The sequence below is a fragment of the Shewanella sp. MBTL60-007 genome, from assembly GCF_019654915.1.
GTDB lineage: Bacteria > Pseudomonadota > Gammaproteobacteria > Enterobacterales > Shewanellaceae > Shewanella.
In genome coordinates this window covers 47028-66919 of sequence record NZ_BPET01000021.1, presented here as the reverse complement: position 1 = coordinate 66919, position 19892 = coordinate 47028, and the positions used below count along the sequence as shown (strand labels likewise).

Here is a 19892-nt window from a genome sequence, read left to right as displayed (position 1 = left end):
GCGAAAGCAAAGACGATGACAGCTAAGACGGGAAAAGCTGGGACGAACAAGCGAAGATGAACGGCCTACGGCCTTACGGAAAAATAAGATCAAAAGCGACGGCATAAATGCCGACCTACAAAACTTAACTTTTACACTCTTTTTCCTTTGCTTATACCGTAAGCGAAGCGTTCTGTGAGTGAGCCTGCGAACGTTCCGTCTTCCGTAAGCGTAGCGTTCGTCTCAGCCTTTGATTGTATAGCAGGACGAAGTCCGTCCTAGAAGCGAAGCGCCCTCGCAGTGAGCCTTCGGCCTTACAGCACGTGGCTTTGCTTACGGAAAAATAAGATCAAAAGCGACGGCATAAATGCCGACCTACAAAACTTAACTTTTACACTCTTTTTCCTTTGCTTATACCGTAAGCGTAGCGTTCTGTGAGTGAGCTTGCGAACGTTCCGTCTTCCGTAAGCGTAGCGTTCGTCTCAGCCTTTGATTGTATAGCAGGACGAAGTCCGCCCTAGAAGCGAAGCGCCCTCGCAGTGAGCCTGCGAACGCCCTAGAACCTTCTATTTCCCATGTAATCGAATCAATAATTCCGCTTCGGCTTTCGGTAGCTCACACTCTTCAATAAGCTCTGCAACACCAGCTCCTAAGGCGACCATCTTCATTGCTCGGGAATACAGTCTAGCCTGAGGATCTTGCTGGCTACTCTCTTCGAGCTTAGCATCTTGCTGAGACAGCTTGTTTTCTAACTCTAGCATGCGGCGGCCAACACCTATGGTGCCGCTGCGCAATTCTTGTAGTTCACGCTTTACCGCTTCGCGCTGCTTATCTCCCTCTTTCACGAGTAGAGTTAACGCATCGACTTTTGCACGTAGCTTGCCAGTTTGCTTTTGCAAATAGAGCACTAAGCCTAAACAGGCAACAACAAACACTAACGCAGCTGCAATTAAAATCTCTTCGGCTATCATTGATGACTCTTCTTGAAAAAGGTTCTAAGTTAAAGCTAAGAAGGACGCTACGCTGCTAGGGCTTCGCGCTGCGACTTCTAGGGTCTAGGTTCTAGGTGAAAGCAAAGACGAACGGCCTGCGGCCTTACAGCACGTGGCTTCGCCACTACGGAACGCTTCGCTTACGGAAAAGAAAAGGCCAAAGCTGACGGCATAAATGCCGACCTACAAAAAATAAACCAATAGTAGCTTGTGCCTTTGCTTATGCTTTTTCTATAACCTAGAAGCGAAGCGCCCTAGCAGTGAGCTTGCGAACGCTCTAGTAGGACGAAGTCCGTCCTCGCAGTGTCCTCGCAGTGAGCCTGCGAACGCCCTAGTAGCACGAAGTCCGTCCTAACCTAAAAGACTAGATCTGCGTTAGTTCCATCCACTCTTCGTCTGATAGTAACTTATCTAAGTCGACCAAAATAAGTAGCTCACTATCGCGATTGCTTACGCCTTGAATAAACTTAGCGCTCTCTTCTGTACCAACGTTTGGCGCATTATCGATCTCTGAGCCGCGTAGGTAAACCACTTCGGCTACGCTATCAACTAAAATACCAATAACCTGCTTTTCTGCTTCGATAATAACAACACGTGTCGAGTCATTCACCTCAGCTGATGCTAAGCCAAAACGCGAGCGAGTATCGATAACCGTTACCACATTGCCACGCAAGTTAATAATACCTAACACGTAATGAGGCGCTCCAGGAACAGGAGCTATCTCGGTATAACGCAGCACTTCTTGAACCTGCATTACATTAATACCGTAGGTTTCGTTATCAAGCTTAAATGTTACCCACTGTAATACTGCATCTTCGCTACCTGCAGCAACGGTCACACTGTTTGAACTTGTCATAATCGCCTCAATCCATAGCACATTGGCTTTTCTGTTAAACTATTCTTTTAATGTTTATTTTCTATTTTACTTAGTGCACTAAGCATAGCTTTCAATGCTAGTAGATCCAATAGAGTTTTGCTGTCTACTCGCTATATCGGCTAATCGGCCACTTTCTTTACAAGACTTACCACGACTCGACCCTTGTACGATTACAAAACGGTGTCTTGGCAGCCCATGCCCGCGCCCAGCATTTGCACTAAGGCTTCGACATTTAAAATACCGCACATCTGCTCTTTTACCACGCCTGCAAGCCAAGGGCGCTTACCCGCTTGGCTACGCCAATTCACCTCAGATTTTTTAATATTTATCGTATTGATTAGCGACTCACAACCTAGCCCCCAATGACTGTCTTCAAGTACAACCACATATTGGTAATTCACTTTTTCTGCCAGTGCTGCATCATATTTTTCTGGCATCACCCAAGCACAAGTATCGACAACATTTAGCTGTGCGTCACGGTATTGCTGCACCCCTAAATACCAATCGGGGCGCCCGATCAAAGAGGTTACTTTCTCTAAATTGACTATGCCACCTAGACTGACCAAGGGAACAGCAAGAGTGAGTCCTGCCACATTAAAGAACAGCACTTGAAACTCTTCATCAAGCTTATCGAGTAACGTTTGCGTTGAAGTAATCTGAGCCTTTACCTGTTCAGAAGCTATCGGTGCGGCAGTTATCTGCGCCTGACTTGCTGCATCAAGGTTATCGGCCCCCCTCTGCGTTGCCTCTCCACGACTATCATTGTCAATTGGTTCAATAACTGGCTGTAAAAGCGCGCTAGAGCCCTGCTCTATGACTTCAGCCATGTCGGTTTGAGATGTGGACGCCTTAACAGCCAAACTAGACACAGATTCAGCAGTGGCGTCTTTGGTCTGAGCTTTAGCAAACAGCTGCTCTAATGCTTGTCGACTAAAAGCTTCATCATGAACGGGCTCTTTTTCAGGTCTGCTGGCTTTAGCTGTCTCTACTTTAGAGAGTTCAACGGCTGGCTCGTTTAATAGCAGCGAAAAGTAATCACATACCGCATCATCAACTGATTTTGACATGGCACAGATCCTTCGCAAGCAGATCATCGAGTAATCGATTATAGGCCTTCACACCACGGCTACTTGGCGCATAATGTGAAGCGGGTAAATGGCTCAAACTGGCGTCTCTAAATTTAGTATCAACAGGAATAACCTCCTGCCATAACTCTTGGTTATAATCTTCATTAAGCTGCTTTAACGCTGCCGAGGCAGCGCGAGTGCGTTTATCATACATGGTTGGCACTATGGTGTAGCTGTAATTTATTTTTTTAGACCGTCCCATAAGCAACATGGTTTTCACCATACGATCTAGCCCTTTTATGGCGAGGAACTCTGTCTGTACGGGCACAATAATATGTTCACTAGCGGCTAACGCATTGACCATCAACACGCCAAGCACAGGAGGGCAATCGATAAGTACGACATCGTACTCTTCCTCGATAAGCTTTAATGCCTTCTTTAAGATCAGTCCCATCCCCTCTTCATGGCCTAGGCTGCGATCCAGTGTCGCAAGCGCCATGGTTGAAGGCATCAGATCTAACCCTTGTACATTAGTTGGTACGATATGTGTCTTCACTGTCTCCAATGTTAGGCTCTTATGGCCTAAAAATAGATCATACAGTGAACAAGGCAGTTGTTCGCAGTCTATCCCTAGGTAATAACCCAAGGATGCATGAGGATCCGTATCAACCATTAATACCCGCTGACCACGTTTTACAAACGCACCAGCAAGACTGGCAACAGTAGTTGTTTTACCCACTCCGCCTTTTTGGTTTGCTATGGTCCAGATTTTCAAAAAACCTCCTCAGGCTTTCACTGCTAATTAAATGGCGCCAACGATTATCATAGGAATGATATACCTGTTCACCAAGGAGCTAGAAGCATAATTAGTTATCAGGCTCTCTAGTTGTTACTCGGATCCCACCGTGAGGTAAACTGATGAGCTTTACACCTTCAGCAGTTTCGGTCAGTGTTATTTGCTTCTGCGGGCGATGATTACTCATATTTACGTCCACTTTAGAAGTGGTTTTTTCCTGCTCAGGTGTCGCTGTCGATGTCACCTTGTTATTTTTAGAAGGCTTTATCAACTCCTGTTTTGCTGTGCTATTCGAGGCTCCCCCCCCACTTGAGGCTGGATTAGCATTAGTCGCGATAAGCTTATTACGGGTTTCAGACTCTTGTTTATGCTCTTGAGCCTGTCCAGATTCAGGTATCATCAAGCCATTAGACTTAGCGCGCAATTCCTGATTTAAAGGCTTTTGCTCAACCCCAGGACCAATAGGTAAAACCGTCGACTCCCCCTGCTTAGCCTTATCGACAAAAGACTGCACAAAGTGAGGGTTATTCGCCATCCAATTAGCCATCACCTCAGCTTGTTCATCTGGCACCATGAGTAAAACTTGGCTCTGTTTTAACTGTTTTACCTCAGCAGATAGCGACTTAACCTTGTGTACCTGCTCAAAATACAGCGAACCAAAAACAAATGTGGCAACACTTAACAGAAACATCAACAGTAAAGACAGCGTACTCATACCGCCACGCTGCCAAATCAACCTCTGTTTAAGCTGGCCATTAGCCATTAGCCGTCTCTTTTAGAATCGACTCAGCCATATGCTCAAGGGCAATCGACTTTGTGGCGATTCCTGCCGCCGCTACAGCTTGTGGCATTCCATAAACCACACAGCTAGCTTCATCTTGTGCCCAGATTGTCGCGCCAATACTCTTAAGCATCCTAGCTCCTTCTCGGCCATCGGCTCCCATGCCAGTTAAAACAACGGCTAATACATCACCACCGATCACTTTAGAAGCCGAAGCGAATGAGATATCGACACAGGGTTTGTAATTCATATCAGGCTTACCCGCAATGACTTTGATTTTGCCATAAGCGCCGCCACGCTCTAACATCATCTGCATGCCACCCGGTGCGAGATAAGCACAACCCGGACGCAATAACTCTCCAGTCTCGGCCTCTTTCACCTCGATTCTACATAAACCATTCAATCTTGCCGCAAATGTAGGCGTAAACGCTGCAGGCATATGCTGGATAAGTAAAATAGGATGTGGGTAATTAGCAGGAAATTGCGTGAGCACCTTTTGCAGCGCAACCGGGCCACCTGTAGAGGTGCCGATCATTAACGCTTTATATTTCTTACCGCTGCTACGGGTTACCACACTACTACGAGCCGCGGGCTTGTCACTTGCCTCTGCAGCGTGATTCGTTGCGGTAGCTGTATTAACTGCACTTCGAGAGAAGCTAGAAATAGGACGAGTACGTTCACCACTCACTTGCGCTTTATCATTCGCAGGTACTGCCCTCGCTATCGGTCTAAACAGACGTCGACGCCCCAAGGCTCTAATTCGCTGCTGCAGCAGTGCTATCGCGTCATCTTTATTGCTAGCGATATCCTCAAAACGCTTAGGTAAAAAGTCTAACGCTCCGGCATCTAACGCTTCGAGCGTGGCTTTAGCACCATCGTGAGTCAATGACGAAAACATCAAGATCGGAATAGGCTTGCTCGCCATGATCTCTCTAACAGCTGTGATCCCATCCATGACTGGCATCTCAATATCCATGGTGATCACTTGGGGATTAAGCTCAGCCGCCATCTTAACGGCCTCTGCACCATTTGCTGCGGTGCCTATCACTTCAAGCTCAGGATCCCGATTGACAATCTCACTCACCCGTCGTCTAAAAAAGCTCGAATCGTCAACAACTAAAACTTTTATGGCCATTCAAATTCCTATACTGCATCTCAGGCTGGTTCAATGCCGTATTAAAAAAGGGAATAACAGAACGCTTTCCTGCTATTCCCTCGCTAATCCTGTTAGCTCTTATTACGTGCGTAATATTTCAATAGACCTGGTACATCTAAAATCAATGCGATACCACCATCAGAAGTAATGGTTGCACCGGCCATTCCTGGCGTACCGTGTAAAAGCGTGCCTAGTGGCTTAATGACCACCTCTTCTTGTCCAATAAGTGAGTCAACCACAAAGCCTATCTGCATGGTACCCAATTGGACAATCACCACGTGACCATGTTGTTTGTCTCCGTGACTAAAGCCTAACTCTTTACGAGATAACCACTTCTCTAGATAGAACAAGGGGACTGCCTTATCACGTACAATCACAGTTAACTGACCATCGACCACATTGGTCTTAGTCAAATCGAGATGGAAAATTTCGTTCACACTCGACAGTGGTAAAGCAAATACTTGCTCTGCAACCTCAACCATCAAGGTTGGCATAATCGCTAGCGTCAGTGGCACCTTAATCTCAAGACGAGTGCCTTTTCCTTGCTGGGAGTCGATATGCACCGAACCATTTAACTGAGTAATACGGGTTTTAACGACATCCATGCCGACACCACGGCCGGATATATCTGAGATCTCGACTTTAGTTGAGAAGCCCGGAGCAAAAATCAGGTTATAAGCCTCTTCATCGCTCATGCGTGCGGCAGCGTCCTCATCGAGTACACCGCGACTAATCGCGATTCCCTTTAGCTTTTCTGGATCCATTCCTGCGCCATCATCCTCAATTTTAAGCAGGATGTGGTCGCCCTCTTGGCTTGCAGATAGCGTGATGGTTCCGGTGCGCTCTTTACCGTTAGCTTCGCGATCATCAGGCATCTCAATACCATGGTCGACCGAGTTTCTAACTAGATGCACTAGAGGGTCGGCGAGCGCTTCGACTAAGTTTTTATCTAGGTCGGTATCTTCACCCACCATCACAAGATCGATCTCTTTATTGAGACTACGAGCCAGATCTCGAACCACCCGTGGGAAACGGCCAAAGACTTTCTTAATTGGCTGCATACGCGTCTTCATCACCGCACCTTGAAGATCGGCGGTGACCAAGTCTAAATTAGCTAATGCCTTAGACATCTCTTCATCATCACGAGAGATCCCAAGACTTAGTAAACGGTTTCGCACCAATACCAGCTCGCCCACCATATTCATGATCTGGTCGAGTCTTGAAGTATCAACCCTAACTGTCGTTTCGGCTTGCGGCATATTGTTGCCGCCCGCTTTTGGCGCTGCTTTAGAGGCAGGCTTCAACTCTGGCTTTGGTTCTGGTTTAACTTCTGGTATTGGGGAAGTTTTAGCTTCCGCTTGAACATCGACAGCCTGCTGTGAGGTCGTGATTGCCTGTACGACTGGAGTCGATTGACTCGCCTGCTCAGTCGACACATTTGCACTAGATTGGTTACCTGGGCCAGCACCTGATCCATGTAGCTCATCGAGTAGTCGCTCAAACTCATCATCGGTAATTTCGTCAGAGTCGACATCAGAAGAACTGGGTTCTATTTTAGCTGGAGTTGCCGATGGCGCCTTAAACTGGCCCGAACCGTGAAGCTCATCGAGCAAAGATTCAAATTCATCATCGGTAATATCATCTGACGCTGGCTGCTCAAGTGTCGAAGCTGGCTGCTCGCTGACACCTGGCCCCTTACCTGAGCCGTGTAAGGCATCTAATAAGGCTTCAAACTCGGCATCGTCGATATCATCTATACTGCCTGCCACTTCTTCTGTCGCTTGCTCGACAGCGCAGCTTTCTTGAACCTCATGCTCTACTAGGACTTGCTCAACAACCTCTTCGGCGACGGGCGCGGGTTCCGAGACTTGAGAATCTGCCATTTCTGATGGGAGCAACTCACCTGCGCTTAATTTTTTTAGCTGCGTGAGCAATGCAGGCTCAGCTGGAGATTGAGGCTGGCCAGCTTGAGTTTCTGCGAACATTGAGTTGATGGAGTCGACCGCTTGTAGGATAACATCCATTAAGCTTGCAGAGACGCCACGCTTACCTGTGCGCAGTAGATCGAAGGTGTTCTCCGCTTCATGACAGACATCCACCATCGGGGATAAGCCAAGAAATCCTGCACCACCTTTAACGGTGTGGAAGCCTCGAAATATGGCGTTAAGCAGATCAGTATCGTCAGGGTTATTTTCTAACGCTACCAGCTGTTCCTGTAGAAGCTCTAATATTTCTCCAGCTTCAATCAAAAAGTCCTGCAGTATCTCTTCATCAACATCAAAGGACATTCTTTGACTCCCTTAAAAACCTAGACTCGAAAGCAGATCGTCAACTTCATCTTGACCTGTCACCACATCCTGGCGGTGCTCGGCGTTCATTATAGGACCTTCCGCTTCAACATTTCGTTTTGGATTGTCATTCGTCGCTGTTGCTGGTTGCTCACCAAATGCGGTCAACATCGACACCAGACTATTTTCAACTTCCCTAACGAGCTCGATGACTCTACGGATCATTTGTCCGGTTAAGTCTTGAAAGTCTTGTGCCAGTAGAATTTGGTTCAGAAGTTCTTTAACCCGACTCGCATCCGACTCACTTCTTTCGACAAACTGCTGGATGTCATGACATAGCGTTTTAAATTCAGTTAGCGGTAATTCTCGGCGCATGAGTTTATCCCACGCCGGTTTTACTGCTTGAATATTGTCGCTAAGTGCGCTTGCCAGAGGTAAACACTCCTCGACCGCATCCATCGTCTTGTTTGCTGCTTGCTCCGTCATATCAATGACGTAGGTTAAGCGCTCTTTTGCATCTGGGATCTCGGTATTGGCTAGCTCGATTAAGCGCGTATCGAACTGAAAATCAGAAATCGCGCTATGGAGTTGGCGAGTTAAACGTCCAACTTCATCGAAGAGATCCTTTTGAATTGGCGCGGCAATTTCTCTGACCAATTCATCTGCACTTTCTTGCTCTCCTTGACTTAGGAGCGCAACTAGCCTCTCAGCTTGCTCAAGAGTAATCAGCGCTGAAGATTGTTGCTGCATAGCTCATCCTTGCTTAGCCGAGTCTCTCGAAGATTTTGTCCAACTTCTCTTTTAGTGTGGCGGCAGTAAAAGGTTTAACCACATAGCCATTCACACCAGCTTGTGCTGCGGCAATGATCTGCTCACGCTTCGCTTCTGCTGTCACCATCAATACGGGTAGGTGCTTGAGGTTATCATCGGCACGAATAGCCTTTAATAAATCAATACCTTGCATACCTGGCATGTTCCAATCGGTAACGACGAAATCAAAATCGCCCTTTTGTAACATAGGTAAGGCTGTTGAACCGTCATCGGCTTCTTGGGTATTGTTAAATCCCAAGTCACGTAACAAGTTCTTAATGATACGTCTCATTGTTGAAAAGTCGTCAACAACAAGAATCTTCATATTCTTGTCCAAGGTTTCCTCCGCTGGGCGCGCTTTTATTGCTCGTGTAATGTGGTATCAAGTATTGTTGATATTATTCTTGTGTCCAGTGCTTGAGTTTTCCTTTGAGTCTTAGCATCGCCTGACTGTGGATCTGGCTGACTCTAGACTCGCTGACCTCAAGAATGGCCCCAATCTCTTTTAAATTTAATGCTTCATCGTAATATAGCGACAATACCAGCGCATCTCTTTCTGGCAATTGCTTGATCGCATCGACTAACGCTGAATGAAACTCGACTTCGGCGAGTGATTCAAAAGCATTATCTTGGTGGCAGTCTTCAGGATTAGTACTTTCAACTGCCACGCCTAAATCTTCTATACCGACAACTTTTCCAACTGAAACGTCGTTTAAAATTGTGTGGTACTCTTCGAGTGAGATCTCAAGCCGCTCGGCGATTTCGCCATCGCGAGCATCACGACCTAGCTCTTGCTCAAGTTCATCGATTACCTGAGCCACCCGGCGCTGGTTACGATGTACTGAACGCGGTACCCAATCGCCTCGGCGGATCTCATCTAACATGGAGCCACGAATTCGAATACCTGCGAAGGTTTCGAACTTGGCGCCTTTACTACCATCAAAATTCGATGACGCTTCTAACAGCCCCATCATGCCCGCCTGCAACAAGTCATCTAACTGCACTGATGCGGGTAAACGAGCTAAAAGATGGTGAGCTATTCTTTTTACAAGCGGTGCATACTGTTCAACGATAGACGTCTTATTATCAAAACGAGTATACGCGGCCGCTTTATTCACCCGACTTATCCTCTTGATAATCAGGGCGTTGAACTAGACGTTCAACGAAAAACTCTAAATGTCCACCAGGTTGCGATGGTACTGGCCAGCTCATGATTTTATTCGCCAGTCCCTGATAGGCAATCGCGGCTGGAGACTTTGGAAACGCCTCAACAATCAGCTTTTGCTTGCGCACAGACTTACGTAAGTTCTCATCATATGGCACGGTTGCAACTAACTCTAACGCGACATCAAGGAATCTGTCGGTTACCTTGCTAAGCTTGGCAAACAGCTCCATTCCTTCACGGAGACTGCGTACCATATTCGCCACAATCTTAAAGCGGAACACACCGTGTTCACGACTTAAAATCTTAATCAGCGCGTAAGCATCGGTAATTGATGTCGGTTCGTCGCACACCACAATCAATACGTCTTGTGAAGCACGAGAAAAGCTTAGCACCATATCCGATATACCTGCCGCAGTATCGACAATAAGAATATCGAATTGAGTTCTCATCTCACTAAACGCACGAATAAGACCTGCATGTTGAGCCTGTGTCAGTTCCACCATCGCCTGAGTGCCAGAAGTGGCCGGAATAATACCTATTCCTTTAGGGCCTCTTAAGATCACATCATCTAATTCGGCATCTCCGGATAAAACATGAGATAAATTTCGCTCGGCACGTAAGCCTAGCATCACATCAACGTTAGCTAGACCTAAGTCAGCGTCCAACACTAATACTCGCTTGCCTTTTTCTGCCAAGGCTACAGCCGTATTAATTGACACGCTGGTTTTACCAACACCACCTTTACCACCTGATACGGCGATTACTTTTACTTTTTCATTATTTGGCTGATTCATCATACGTAAACCGCTTGCTTGATCCGGAGTCATGGCTTCACTCAAATGCATAGGTCATCTCATGTGACCCTTCACTATTCTGTAATGGTTCTATAGGTTTGTTATCTAATGCTGCTAACGCGTGCTTAGCAAGGGAAAGAGTATCTGCCACCTGCATATCTTCTGGCACTCTTTGTCCGTCTGTTACATAACTTAAAGGCAACCCATTTTGAATCAAAACACTTAACGCTGGCGCTAGTGAAATTGATTCATCTAATTTTGTCAGTACCGCGCCTGAAAGCGGGATACGTGTAAACTGTTTGACAGCATCTTCTAATACTCGGCGCTGTCCTGTTGCAGACATTACCAGATAACTACGAATAGGTAATCTGCTATTTGCCGCTAAGCTGTCGAGTTGCTGGAATAATCGCTGATCGCGCTGCCCCATACCTGCTGTATCAATGAGTACCAACTTACGGTTTCTAAATTGATAAAGTATTTGCTCTAACTCATTAAAATCATGAGCCTGTTTTACAGGGCATCCCATTATCTTGCCATAAGTTGCCAATTGCTCAAAGGCTCCAATGCGATAATGGTCCGTAGTAATGAGCGCAACTTGATCTGAGCCGTGATATGCGGCAAAACGTGCGGCTAATTTCGCCACTGTTGTTGTCTTACCAACGCCTGTTGGCCCAACAAAAGCGACCACACCACCTTGACGTACGATATCGTCGCCTTGATTATCAAGCATATTGGCTAAACAACGTGGCAGAGAAGCGACCAGTTCAGCTGGCGAGTAATGTTCAGTCAAACCTGACAGCTTTTGCGCTATCTCAGGGGAAAACTCTGCTTCGAGCAATTTGCTTTCTAACATGGCACCCACAGGATCGAGACGCTTCTTCTGCTCGGCCATTAAGGTGTTAACTTGATGAGTGAGCAAGCTTCTAATCGAGGCTAACTCCTCTTTCATAGCATCCATCTCGGCGCTACTGTTCTGTTTGCTTGCATTAAAGTTATCTGGTGCGCGATTAGGGGTAAACTCTGCTTTTACAGGCTCATGTTTGCTCTGTTGTGCTTGCAGCCCTTTTGCCCACTCAGGCATATCAAGCTCGTCGCTTCGCGTGGGTTGTGCCTGTTGATTAATGCGGCTCTGCTGACGTTCTAATAATGCCTGCAATGAGTCTGGAGCGGGCGTCGGTGCGGCGCGAGTTTCGGCTTTCACATTAGCTTTCGCATTGAGACGTGCACCAAGAGTGACCTTCTCTTCGGCTAAATCGGTGAACATAGCAGCCGATGGCGTTGCCGCCGTAATTTTTGGCTTTGGCTCATCGTAGTCTACGGCTGCCACAATCTCTATGCCGCCAGTGACCTTCTTATTCGACATGATCACAGCATCTGAACCCAATGTTTCTTTGACTTGGGCTAAGGCCGAGCGCATATCTTTTGCTAAAAACCTTTTAATCTTCAATTATTCGACCTCTACTGACCCACTGCCGAGACGATGCGGATCTGCTTCTCATCGGGCACTTCCTGATAGGAAATGACTCGCAAATTTGGGATCGTATGCTTAACAAATCGCGACAAGGTTGAACGTAACATGCCCGATGTCAATAAAATTGCGGGCTGTCCCACCATCTCCTGTCGCTGCGTGGCATCGACAAGTGACTTCTGCATACGCTCTGCAAGACTTGGTTCGATATTCGGACCATCGCCTCCGGTTGCCTGCATAGACTGATGCAACATCTGTTCCAACTCTGGCGCCAAAGTTATGACAGGGATTTCGAGCTCTGGGCCACTGATCTCCTGAACAATCATACGTTTTAGTGCAATACGTACCGCTGCGGTTAACACTTCGGTATCGCCGCTCTTAGGACCATATTCCAATAAGGTTTGAACTATGGTCTTCATGTCTCGGATTGAGACACCTTCATTCAGCAGGTTCTGCATTACTTTCACCACAGTACCTAGTGGCATCACATCTGGAATAAAGCCATCTACCAACTTAGGTGAGTGTTTACCTAGCATTTCAAGTAGCTGCTGTACTTCTTCATAACCCAGTAGTTTAGCTGCATTATTGGTCAACAACTGACTGATGTGAGTGGCCACTACCGTTGAGGCATCGACTACCGTATAACCTAAGGTTTGGGCATGCTCTCGCATTTCAGGAGCGATCCAAACCGCATCTAAGCCAAAGGCTGGATCTTTTGTCTCGATACCATCGAGTTTGCCATAGACTTGGCCTGGGTTAATCGCAAGTTCACAATCGTGACGGATCTCCGCCTCGCCCGATGCCACCCCCATCAATGAGATCCGATAGGCATTGGGTGATAGATCTAAGTTATCGCGAATATGTACCGCTGGTACCAAGAAACCTAGCTCTTGAGACAACTTCTTACGTACGCCCTTAATGCGTCCAAGTAGCTCTCCGCCTTGGCCTTTATCCACTAAAGGAATTAAACGGTAACCCACTTCCAAGCCGATAGTGTCAACGTGCTGAACATCGTCCCAACTTAGCTCTTTTGGCTGTGCATCTTTTGGCTCTGCAGGCCCTGACTTAGCAAGCTCAAGTGCACGCTCACGATCTGTATCTTGCTTTTTCTTAATGAAGTAAGCCGCACCACCCGCGATAGCTGCGAATGAGAGGAACACAAAATGTGGCATACCAGGAACAATACCCATCACAAACATAACCGCTGCGGCGATGGCTAGTGACTTAGGGCTGTCAAACATCTGGCTCATGACCATTTCGCCCATGTCACCAGATTCGTTTTGGCGGGTCACCATCAAGGCCGCTGCTATAGACAATAGTAAGCCTGGGATCTGTGCCACTAGGCCGTCACCTATCGTCAACAGGGTGTAGATCTCTGCCGCCGTAGCGAAATCGAGATCGTGCTGCGCCATACCAATAATAAAGCCGCCGACGATGTTGATAATAAGAATTAAGATACCGGCGACCGCATCACCTTTTACAAACTTGGAAGCACCGTCCATCGCCCCATAAAAGTCGGCCTCGCGGGTAACTTCGGCGCGGCGAGCACGCGCTTCTTCTTGGGTCAACAAGCCAGCATTTAAATCGGCATCGATAGCCATCTGCTTACCTGGCATGGCGTCTAGGGTAAAGCGAGCACTCACCTCTGAAATTCGCCCTGCGCCTTTGGTAACAACGGCAAAGTTAATAATGATAAGGATTAAGAAAACCACGAGACCCACGGCATAGTTACCACCAATAACTACGGAGCCAAAGGCTTCAATAACCTTACCCGCAGCGTCACCACCGTTATGGCCTTCTAGCAGCACCACTCGCGTTGAAGCAACGTTTAGTGCAAGCCTAAGTAGGGTGGCAACCAGCAATACGGTAGGAAATGCAGCAAAATCTAGGGGGCGGTCACTATAGATAGCCACCAATAAAACGACTAACGCCAGTGCGATATTGAATGAAAAAAGGATATCGAGCAGGAATGCAGGCATTGGCAAGATGATCATAGCCAGAGCGGCTAAGACCAATAATGGTGTACCAATACCTTTTAGTTGTGCGGGCTTTATCTGTTTTAATTGCCCTAGACTTGCTTTAAATTCCATTCACCCTGAGTCCGATCTTTGACGTCTAACGACCTACAAAGCAAGTATCGTACCAACTTCAATCTGATACTGGCGGTATAACTATAACCTGAAAGGCTTTCGCAAAGAACAGCTTAGCTCTTGAGTGACGGATTTTTACGCTAATGCTTCAATTCGTCAGGGATAGGTTGCTTTAAAGGAATAGGATTAGGACGTCTGCCCTTGCCTTTTTGATATTGCCGTAACTGGAATACATAGGCTAAGACTTGGGCTACAGCGGTAAACAAGCCCTCAGGGATCTCCTGATCAATTTTAGTGGTATGGTAAATAGCACGGGCAAGTGGCGGCGCCGACACAATAGCGACATCATGCTCACGTGCTATCTCACGAATTTTAAAGGCCACCTCGTCTACCCCTTTAGCCACCACGAAAGGAGCAGTAGAGCGAGCCGCATCATATTTAACCGCTACGGCGTAATGTTCAGGGTTCACCACTATCACATCGGCATTAGGCACTTCGCCCATCATACGCCTTTGAGCCATTTCACGCTGTAACTGACGAATGCGTCCCTTTACCTCAGGCTTACCCTCGGTATCTTTATATTCATCTTTGACCTCCTGTTTGGTCATCTTCAACTGCTTGGCGTGATTCCAAATTTGAAAGGGCACATCGATTACCACAATCAGAAACGTCGAAGCACATAACAAAATGAAGATCCAAACAATAAGATCTAGAGCATGATAGATATTGCCCGGTAGATGGTCTTGGGACAGCATCAATATACGGTCAAGATAGATACTGAGCAGCAGGTAGGCAGTGATCGCTACCACAGAAAATTTTGCTATACCTTTTGTCAGTTCAACCACCGCCTGAACACCAAACATCCGCTTAAAACCTGCGACTGGGCTCATCTTACTCGCCTTTGGCATAAAAGCTTTTACTGAGAAAGACATACCACCGAGAGCGATATTACCGGCAAAGGCTATCAATGCTAAAAAAGTAATAAATCCCAAAAGCGGCACGGCCAGCTCAGTACCCACCAAGCCCCAGACATTGGTCATCTGACTGGTATCGAAGATCTCATCTCGACTCATGGTGAATAGCTTGCTCATTATGTTGTGCATCGCCTGAGCAATATTAGGCCCTGTCATCAGCAGGCCTACCGATGAAGCGATAAGCACAGCCGATGTGCCTAGCTCTTTAGAACGTGCAACCTGCCCTTTATCTTTGGCCTGTTGCAACTTTCTGGAGGTTGCTTCCTCTGTTTTTTCTTGGCTACTATCATTTTCTGCCATCTAAAGTAGCCCTCCTCTTAAACAAGAGCGTAGACAAATAGTGGGGTTAGTTACATGACGGAAAGTCATCAATTAAGCCCTCCATCGACACGACATTGCAGCTCGAGCACATTACAGAGCAAAATTTGGGTTTCACTCCATACCTCATCGAAATGAGACATAATAGGCGACAGCGTTAGCCAGAGAATGAATAGTCCTGCCACCATGGTGACCGGAAAACCGATGGCAAAAATGTTTAGCTGGGGCGATGCTCGTGTCATCACGCCAAAAGAGAGGTTGATAGTCAGCAGTGCCACAATGGCAGAAATAGACATAGTTAAAGCCGCACCAAACATATAACCGACAAATTCGGTGAATAGACGATAACTTGCCAAGCTTAACCCCTGCATTGACACGGGGATCGACTCAAAACTGGCGATGACCATTTTAATCAGCAGTAGATGACCATCTACAGCCAAGAAGATCACCGTGGTCAATAGCAAGAAGAAGTTACCAATAACTGGCGTCTGTTGTCCCGAGCTAGGGTCAACCATAGATGCAAAACCAAGGCTGGTCTGCATGCCGATGATCTGACCGGTCAATACGAAAGTTTGCATCAATAGCAGAGTCGCAAACCCCATGGCCACGCCAATAATAATCTGCTGAGCGGTGACAAATGCTGCGCTTAAAGAAAATAGGTCGATAGTCGGCATGGGGGGCAAAACTGGCGCAACCGCCGCAGTAACTGTGACCGATAATAGTAGTCGCACTCGAGTCGGTGTTGTGGTGGCGCCAAATACCGCCATCACCATAAACATGCTAGAAATTCGCGTTAACGGCCACAGATAACCTGCGATGCCGTCCATGATGGTATCGAGTAAGATCTCCATCTATTTAAATCTATGGGTAATAGAATAAATACGCATATCTAACCTATCACCAGAGGGATCATGTCTACCATCTGCATAAAGAAATCCATCATTATCTGGATCAGCAGGTGCCCCATTAGCATGAGTGCTAATAAGGTAGTCAGTAGACGGGGAAGAAAACTCAATGTTTGTTCGTTAATTGAGGTCGCAGCCTGAAAAACTGCCACCACAAGACCTATGATAAGACCTGGCACAATGATCATCGACACGATCGTCACGATAACGGCCAGTGCTTCTCGAAAGATATCAACCAGTGACTCAGGACTCATGGCTCACCTATAATCCGAAACTGTTAGCTAAGGTGCCCATGACTAGGCTCCAACCATCAACCATTACAAACAACATGATCTTAAACGGCAATGACACGATCATCGGTGATAGCATCATCATACCCATGGCCATCAAAATACTCGCAACGACTAAGTCCAGTACAAGGAATGGCACAAACAGCATAAAACCAATCTGAAATGCGGTTTTAAGCTCACTGGTGATAAAAGCCGGAATAATGACTGTCATAGGCGCATCTTCAGGCTCATTGATATTTTGATAGCCTGAGATTTCGATGAAGGTATTGAGATCGGTCAAGCGTGTCTGAGCCAGCATAAAGTCTTTAAGCGGGCCTTGCCCCGATTTAAAGGCATCTTGCAGTGGCATTCCTTGTTCAATATATGGCTGCACAGCCTGATCATAGATCTTGTCGAACACTGGCGACATAATAAAAAAGGTCAGGAACATACTGATGCCGATCAACACCTGATTAGACGGGGTCTGCTGTAAACCAATCGCTTGGCGAAGAATCGATAACACTACGATAATGCGGGTAAATGAGGTCAACATGATGACCATTGCCGGGATGAAGCTTAACGCCGTCATCAATAGCAAGATCTGCATGGTGACCGAGTATTGGGTAGAGCCATCGGCTCCAGTTGACACGGTTACCGCAGGTAAAATACCACTTTCAGCCAGAGCTGTGGGCGCGGTTAACGACAGTGCCACAGCGACTATAAGTAAAATCCGTTTCATCATTGTGATGTCTTCATTGTGAGGTCTTGGCTTGACGTAGGCGGGTGGCAAAAGACTCAGGCGAGATCTCCACTGGGCTTGTTAGCTTATCGACGAGACTGACCTGCTGCGGCGTCACACCAAGCAGGTATTGCTGCCCATCGACCTCAACCAGTACTAACTTCTCTTTCTGCCCTAATGGGGTAACGGCAAGGGTTTTTAATACCCCTTGGCTACTCGGCACCAAATTAAAGCGCTTAACCAGATAAGCCAGAAAGAAGATTAATAGTAAAACGACTATCAAGCCGCCAACCATACTCGACAGTGTTGCTATGCTCGAGGGAGAGGCTGGCGTTTCAGCTTGAGTAGCTGCACTTCCCACGCTGGCTAAAACCAATTGAAAACTCATCTAACGTCCCTATTACTTGAGCTTTTTAATCCGCTCAGTTTGGCTAATCACATCCGTTAGACGAATACCGAATTTATCGTTTACCACAACCACCTCACCATGGGCGATTAAGGTACCGTTAACCATTACATCCAACGGCTCGCCTGCGACACGGTCTAACTCAACCACAGACCCTTGGTTTAACTGTAGTAAGTTACGAATATTGATAAAACTGCGACCCACTTCCATCGAGATAGTGACCGGAATATCCATAATCGCATCAAGCTTAGATGCTTCATCTTCAGTTAATGGCGCTGCATCACTGCTAAACTCGTCTAGCTCAACCGCTTTGGCTTCTTCAATCGCTTGCTCGGCCATCGCCGCAGCCCAATCATCACCGCTATCTGTACTCATTTACTTTTCACCTTATATCTCGGAACGTTCGCGAGCACGGCCCTTGTGGGTCACCAGCTGCAACTCTGTCTTAACCGTTTCTGGTCTTGGAATTTGTTCGCAAATTTTTAATGCTAAATTATCTTTGGCTTTGCCCATCTTACAGCGGTAGGTCGGCAAATCTTCAACCTTTAAAATGATATGCTCTGGCAGCTCAACTGGAATAACATCACCCGCTTTGAACTCTAGTACTTCTCTTAGCGTTACCTTGTGCTCAACGATAGTGGCATCGATACCGACATCAACATCCATGATCTCGTCACGCAGTGCCTGAGACCAACGCATATCGGTGTCTTGAGTATCACTCTGTACACCCGCATCAAGCAGTTCACGAATGGGTTCAATCATGGAGTACGGCATAGTGATATGGAAATCACCACCACCGCCATCGACTTCAATATGAAATGAACTCACCACCACCACTTCTGTGGGGCTAACAATATTTGCCATTGCCGGGTTAACTTCGGAGTCTAAGTAATCGAACTGCACTTCCATCACTGGCGCCCAAGCGTCTTTATAATCTTCGAAGATAATCTTGAGTAGTAGTTGCACAATACGGCGTTCGGTAGGGGTAAACTCTCGCCCCTCAATCTTAGCGTGGAAACGGCCGTCACCACCGAAGAAGTTATCCACCAAAATAAATACTAGGCGAGCTTCCATAGTGATCAGCGCCGTACCTTTTAACGGGCTAAAGCGCACCATATTCAAGCTGGTCGGTACAAACAAGGTATGTACGTACTCACCAAACTTAAGCATCTGAACACCGTTAATTGATACCTCCGCAGCGCGGCGCATCATATTAAACATGCTGATCCGTAAGTGGCGAGCAAAACGCTCATTGACGATCTCAAGCGTTGGCATACGACCACGTACAATTCTGTCTTGAGACGAGAAATCATATGAACGTGCGTCAAGCTCGTTGTCGTCAATCATGTCCTCTTCGACATCATCGACTCCGTGGAGCAGTGCATCAATTTCGTCTTGGCTTAATAAATCACTCACGATATCGCCTTTACTTATAAAAAATAATCGCTTTCATTACTAGCATTAGCTCCCCTTGAGCAGGGTAGCCTTACTGCATAACAAAACCGGTAAACAATACTTTTTCAACCACAGTGCGCCCCGTTACAGGCTGTAGAGTGTTTTGCACATTGCGCAGCGCTAACTGGCGTAATTCATCTTTTCCTGCAGGAGAGCTTAGCTTTTGAATATCCGCTCCACTGAAGGTGGTGAGCAGCGCATCTTCGATCAGCGGTATATGTTTGCGGATCAGCGTGTCATCATCGTTACCGCGTACCATCAACTGCACCTTGATCTCAACCAAACGAGTGCGACCGTTATCTGACAGGTTGAAAAGGAAAGGTCTTGGCATTGCCGCGTAATAGGCTTCCCCAGTTCTAGGCGCTTGCTCTGTCACTGCCCCTTCTGCTGCATTGTTTGACTCTGAGGCCTCATCCGTCCCCAACAAGATCCACGCCGTAATTGCGATAGCAATCAGCAGGACAACACCGCCCGCACCGAATATAATCAGCTTCTTTTTACTTTTTGGTTTGACGCTGTCTTCTAACTCTAAAGCTGCTTCTTCTGCCATTTTCCATCCCTAG

21 protein-coding genes are annotated in these 19892 nt (G+C 46.9%); all 21 read right to left on the bottom strand.

Annotated features, from left to right (window positions below):
- Positions 1–545: 545 nt before the first annotated feature.
- The 21 genes from K5Q92_RS09785 to fliL all read right to left on the bottom strand — a co-directional run bounded on the left by K5Q92_RS09785 (position 546) and on the right by fliL (position 19879).
- The gene (locus tag K5Q92_RS09785) at positions 546–950 is read right to left on the bottom strand and encodes a DUF2802 domain-containing protein (protein ID WP_239889141.1); all 405 of its coding nucleotides are present in this window, start codon (positions 948–950) and stop codon (positions 546–548) included.
- 385 nt (positions 951–1335) lie between these two features.
- On the bottom strand, positions 1336–1827 hold the full coding sequence (locus K5Q92_RS09780; RefSeq protein ID WP_220768816.1) for a chemotaxis protein CheW: 492 nt from the start codon (positions 1825–1827) through the stop codon (positions 1336–1338).
- Positions 1828–2018: 191 nt separating this feature from the next.
- The gene (locus K5Q92_RS09775) at positions 2019–2915 is read right to left on the bottom strand and encodes a chemotaxis protein CheW (RefSeq protein WP_220768815.1); all 897 of its coding nucleotides are present in this window, start codon (positions 2913–2915) and stop codon (positions 2019–2021) included.
- Positions 2899–3690, bottom strand: coding sequence for a ParA family protein (locus tag K5Q92_RS09770; protein ID WP_220768814.1), 792 nt, complete (start codon positions 3688–3690; stop codon positions 2899–2901). Before K5Q92_RS09770 ends, K5Q92_RS09775 begins: the two co-directional genes overlap by 17 nt.
- Positions 3691–3781: 91 nt before the next feature.
- Entirely contained in the window at positions 3782–4474 is a 693-nt protein-coding gene (locus tag K5Q92_RS09765; protein WP_220768813.1) for a hypothetical protein, read from the bottom strand.
- Positions 4467–5627 (bottom strand): chemotaxis response regulator protein-glutamate methylesterase, encoded by a 1161-nt coding sequence (locus K5Q92_RS09760; protein ID WP_220768812.1) that lies wholly within the window; start codon positions 5625–5627, stop codon positions 4467–4469. Before K5Q92_RS09760 ends, K5Q92_RS09765 begins: the two co-directional genes overlap by 8 nt.
- 92 nt (positions 5628–5719) lie before the next feature.
- Positions 5720–7936 carry a chemotaxis protein CheA gene (locus K5Q92_RS09755; RefSeq protein WP_220768811.1) on the bottom strand — a complete coding sequence of 739 codons (2217 nt, stop codon included), beginning with the start codon at positions 7934–7936 and terminating at the stop codon, positions 5720–5722.
- 12 nt (positions 7937–7948) lie between these two features.
- On the bottom strand, positions 7949–8686 hold the full coding sequence (locus K5Q92_RS09750; protein WP_220768810.1) for a protein phosphatase CheZ: 738 nt from the start codon (positions 8684–8686) through the stop codon (positions 7949–7951).
- 13 nt (positions 8687–8699) lie between these two features.
- Complete coding sequence (cheY, locus tag K5Q92_RS09745; protein ID WP_012276572.1) at positions 8700–9083, bottom strand: chemotaxis response regulator CheY; 384 nt, start codon at positions 9081–9083, stop codon at positions 8700–8702.
- A gap of 61 nt (positions 9084–9144) precedes the next feature.
- Positions 9145–9864, bottom strand: coding sequence for an RNA polymerase sigma factor FliA (locus K5Q92_RS09740; RefSeq protein WP_220768809.1), 720 nt, complete (start codon positions 9862–9864; stop codon positions 9145–9147).
- Positions 9857–10738, bottom strand: a complete 882-nt coding sequence (locus K5Q92_RS09735) for a MinD/ParA family protein (RefSeq protein WP_220768838.1) — start codon at positions 10736–10738, stop codon at positions 9857–9859. Before K5Q92_RS09735 ends, K5Q92_RS09740 begins: the two co-directional genes overlap by 8 nt.
- A 4-nt stretch (positions 10739–10742) precedes the next feature.
- On the bottom strand, positions 10743–12152 hold the full coding sequence (gene flhF, locus K5Q92_RS09730) for a flagellar biosynthesis protein FlhF (RefSeq protein WP_220768808.1): 1410 nt from the start codon (positions 12150–12152) through the stop codon (positions 10743–10745).
- An 11-nt stretch (positions 12153–12163) separates the two neighbouring features.
- Positions 12164–14263 (bottom strand): flagellar biosynthesis protein FlhA, encoded by a 2100-nt coding sequence (flhA, locus tag K5Q92_RS09725; protein ID WP_220768807.1) that lies wholly within the window; start codon positions 14261–14263, stop codon positions 12164–12166.
- 140 nt (positions 14264–14403) lie between these two features.
- Positions 14404–15537 (bottom strand): flagellar biosynthesis protein FlhB, encoded by a 1134-nt coding sequence (flhB, locus tag K5Q92_RS09720; RefSeq protein ID WP_220768806.1) that lies wholly within the window; start codon positions 15535–15537, stop codon positions 14404–14406.
- A gap of 68 nt (positions 15538–15605) precedes the next feature.
- Positions 15606–16406 carry a flagellar biosynthetic protein FliR gene (gene fliR, locus K5Q92_RS09715; RefSeq protein WP_220768805.1) on the bottom strand — a complete coding sequence of 267 codons (801 nt, stop codon included), beginning with the start codon at positions 16404–16406 and terminating at the stop codon, positions 15606–15608.
- A gap of 38 nt (positions 16407–16444) precedes the next feature.
- On the bottom strand, positions 16445–16714 hold the full coding sequence (locus K5Q92_RS09710; protein ID WP_220768804.1) for a flagellar biosynthetic protein FliQ: 270 nt from the start codon (positions 16712–16714) through the stop codon (positions 16445–16447).
- 7 nt (positions 16715–16721) lie between these two features.
- Positions 16722–17471: a flagellar type III secretion system pore protein FliP gene (gene fliP, locus K5Q92_RS09705; RefSeq protein ID WP_220768803.1), complete on the bottom strand. Its 750-nt coding sequence runs from the start codon at positions 17469–17471 to the stop codon at positions 16722–16724.
- A 10-nt stretch (positions 17472–17481) separates the two neighbouring features.
- Entirely contained in the window at positions 17482–17856 is a 375-nt protein-coding gene (gene fliO, locus K5Q92_RS09700; RefSeq protein ID WP_220768802.1) for a flagellar biosynthetic protein FliO, read from the bottom strand.
- Positions 17857–17868: 12 nt separating this feature from the next.
- A complete protein-coding gene (gene fliN, locus K5Q92_RS09695; RefSeq protein ID WP_202719846.1) occupies positions 17869–18249 on the bottom strand; it encodes a flagellar motor switch protein FliN in 381 nt (126 codons plus the stop codon).
- A 12-nt stretch (positions 18250–18261) separates the two neighbouring features.
- The gene (gene fliM, locus K5Q92_RS09690; protein WP_220768801.1) at positions 18262–19290 is read right to left on the bottom strand and encodes a flagellar motor switch protein FliM; all 1029 of its coding nucleotides are present in this window, start codon (positions 19288–19290) and stop codon (positions 18262–18264) included.
- A gap of 70 nt (positions 19291–19360) precedes the next feature.
- Positions 19361–19879: a flagellar basal body-associated protein FliL gene (fliL, locus tag K5Q92_RS09685; protein WP_220768800.1), complete on the bottom strand. Its 519-nt coding sequence runs from the start codon at positions 19877–19879 to the stop codon at positions 19361–19363.
- Positions 19880–19892 lie beyond the last annotated feature (13 nt).

What these genes read in the sequence shown, in the direction of transcription:
- K5Q92_RS09785 (WP_239889141.1), bottom strand. Translation starts at nt 950, where the DNA reads ATGATAGCCGAAGAGATTTTAATTGCAGCTGCGTTAGTGTTTGTTGTT.
- K5Q92_RS09780 (WP_220768816.1), bottom strand. Translation starts at nt 1,827, where the DNA reads ATGACAAGTTCAAACAGTGTGACCGTTGCTGCAGGTAGCGAAGATGCA.
- K5Q92_RS09775 (WP_220768815.1), bottom strand. Translation starts at nt 2,915, where the DNA reads ATGTCAAAATCAGTTGATGATGCGGTATGTGATTACTTTTCGCTGCTA.
- K5Q92_RS09765 (WP_220768813.1), bottom strand. Translation starts at nt 4,474, where the DNA reads ATGGCTAATGGCCAGCTTAAACAGAGGTTGATTTGGCAGCGTGGCGGT.
- K5Q92_RS09760 (WP_220768812.1), bottom strand. Translation starts at nt 5,627, where the DNA reads ATGGCCATAAAAGTTTTAGTTGTTGACGATTCGAGCTTTTTTAGACGA.
- K5Q92_RS09755 (WP_220768811.1), bottom strand. Translation starts at nt 7,936, where the DNA reads ATGTCCTTTGATGTTGATGAAGAGATACTGCAGGACTTTTTGATTGAA.
- K5Q92_RS09750 (WP_220768810.1), bottom strand. Translation starts at nt 8,686, where the DNA reads ATGCAGCAACAATCTTCAGCGCTGATTACTCTTGAGCAAGCTGAGAGG.
- K5Q92_RS09735 (WP_220768838.1), bottom strand. Translation starts at nt 10,738, where the DNA reads ATGACTCCGGATCAAGCAAGCGGTTTACGTATGATGAATCAGCCAAAT.
- flhA (WP_220768807.1), bottom strand. Translation starts at nt 14,263, where the DNA reads ATGGAATTTAAAGCAAGTCTAGGGCAATTAAAACAGATAAAGCCCGCA.
- flhB (WP_220768806.1), bottom strand. Translation starts at nt 15,537, where the DNA reads ATGGCAGAAAATGATAGTAGCCAAGAAAAAACAGAGGAAGCAACCTCC.
- fliR (WP_220768805.1), bottom strand. Translation starts at nt 16,406, where the DNA reads ATGGAGATCTTACTCGATACCATCATGGACGGCATCGCAGGTTATCTG.
- K5Q92_RS09710 (WP_220768804.1), bottom strand. Translation starts at nt 16,714, where the DNA reads ATGAGTCCTGAGTCACTGGTTGATATCTTTCGAGAAGCACTGGCCGTT.
- fliP (WP_220768803.1), bottom strand. Translation starts at nt 17,471, where the DNA reads ATGATGAAACGGATTTTACTTATAGTCGCTGTGGCACTGTCGTTAACC.
- fliO (WP_220768802.1), bottom strand. Translation starts at nt 17,856, where the DNA reads ATGAGTTTTCAATTGGTTTTAGCCAGCGTGGGAAGTGCAGCTACTCAA.
- fliN (WP_202719846.1), bottom strand. Translation starts at nt 18,249, where the DNA reads ATGAGTACAGATAGCGGTGATGATTGGGCTGCGGCGATGGCCGAGCAA.
- fliL (WP_220768800.1), bottom strand. Translation starts at nt 19,879, where the DNA reads ATGGCAGAAGAAGCAGCTTTAGAGTTAGAAGACAGCGTCAAACCAAAA.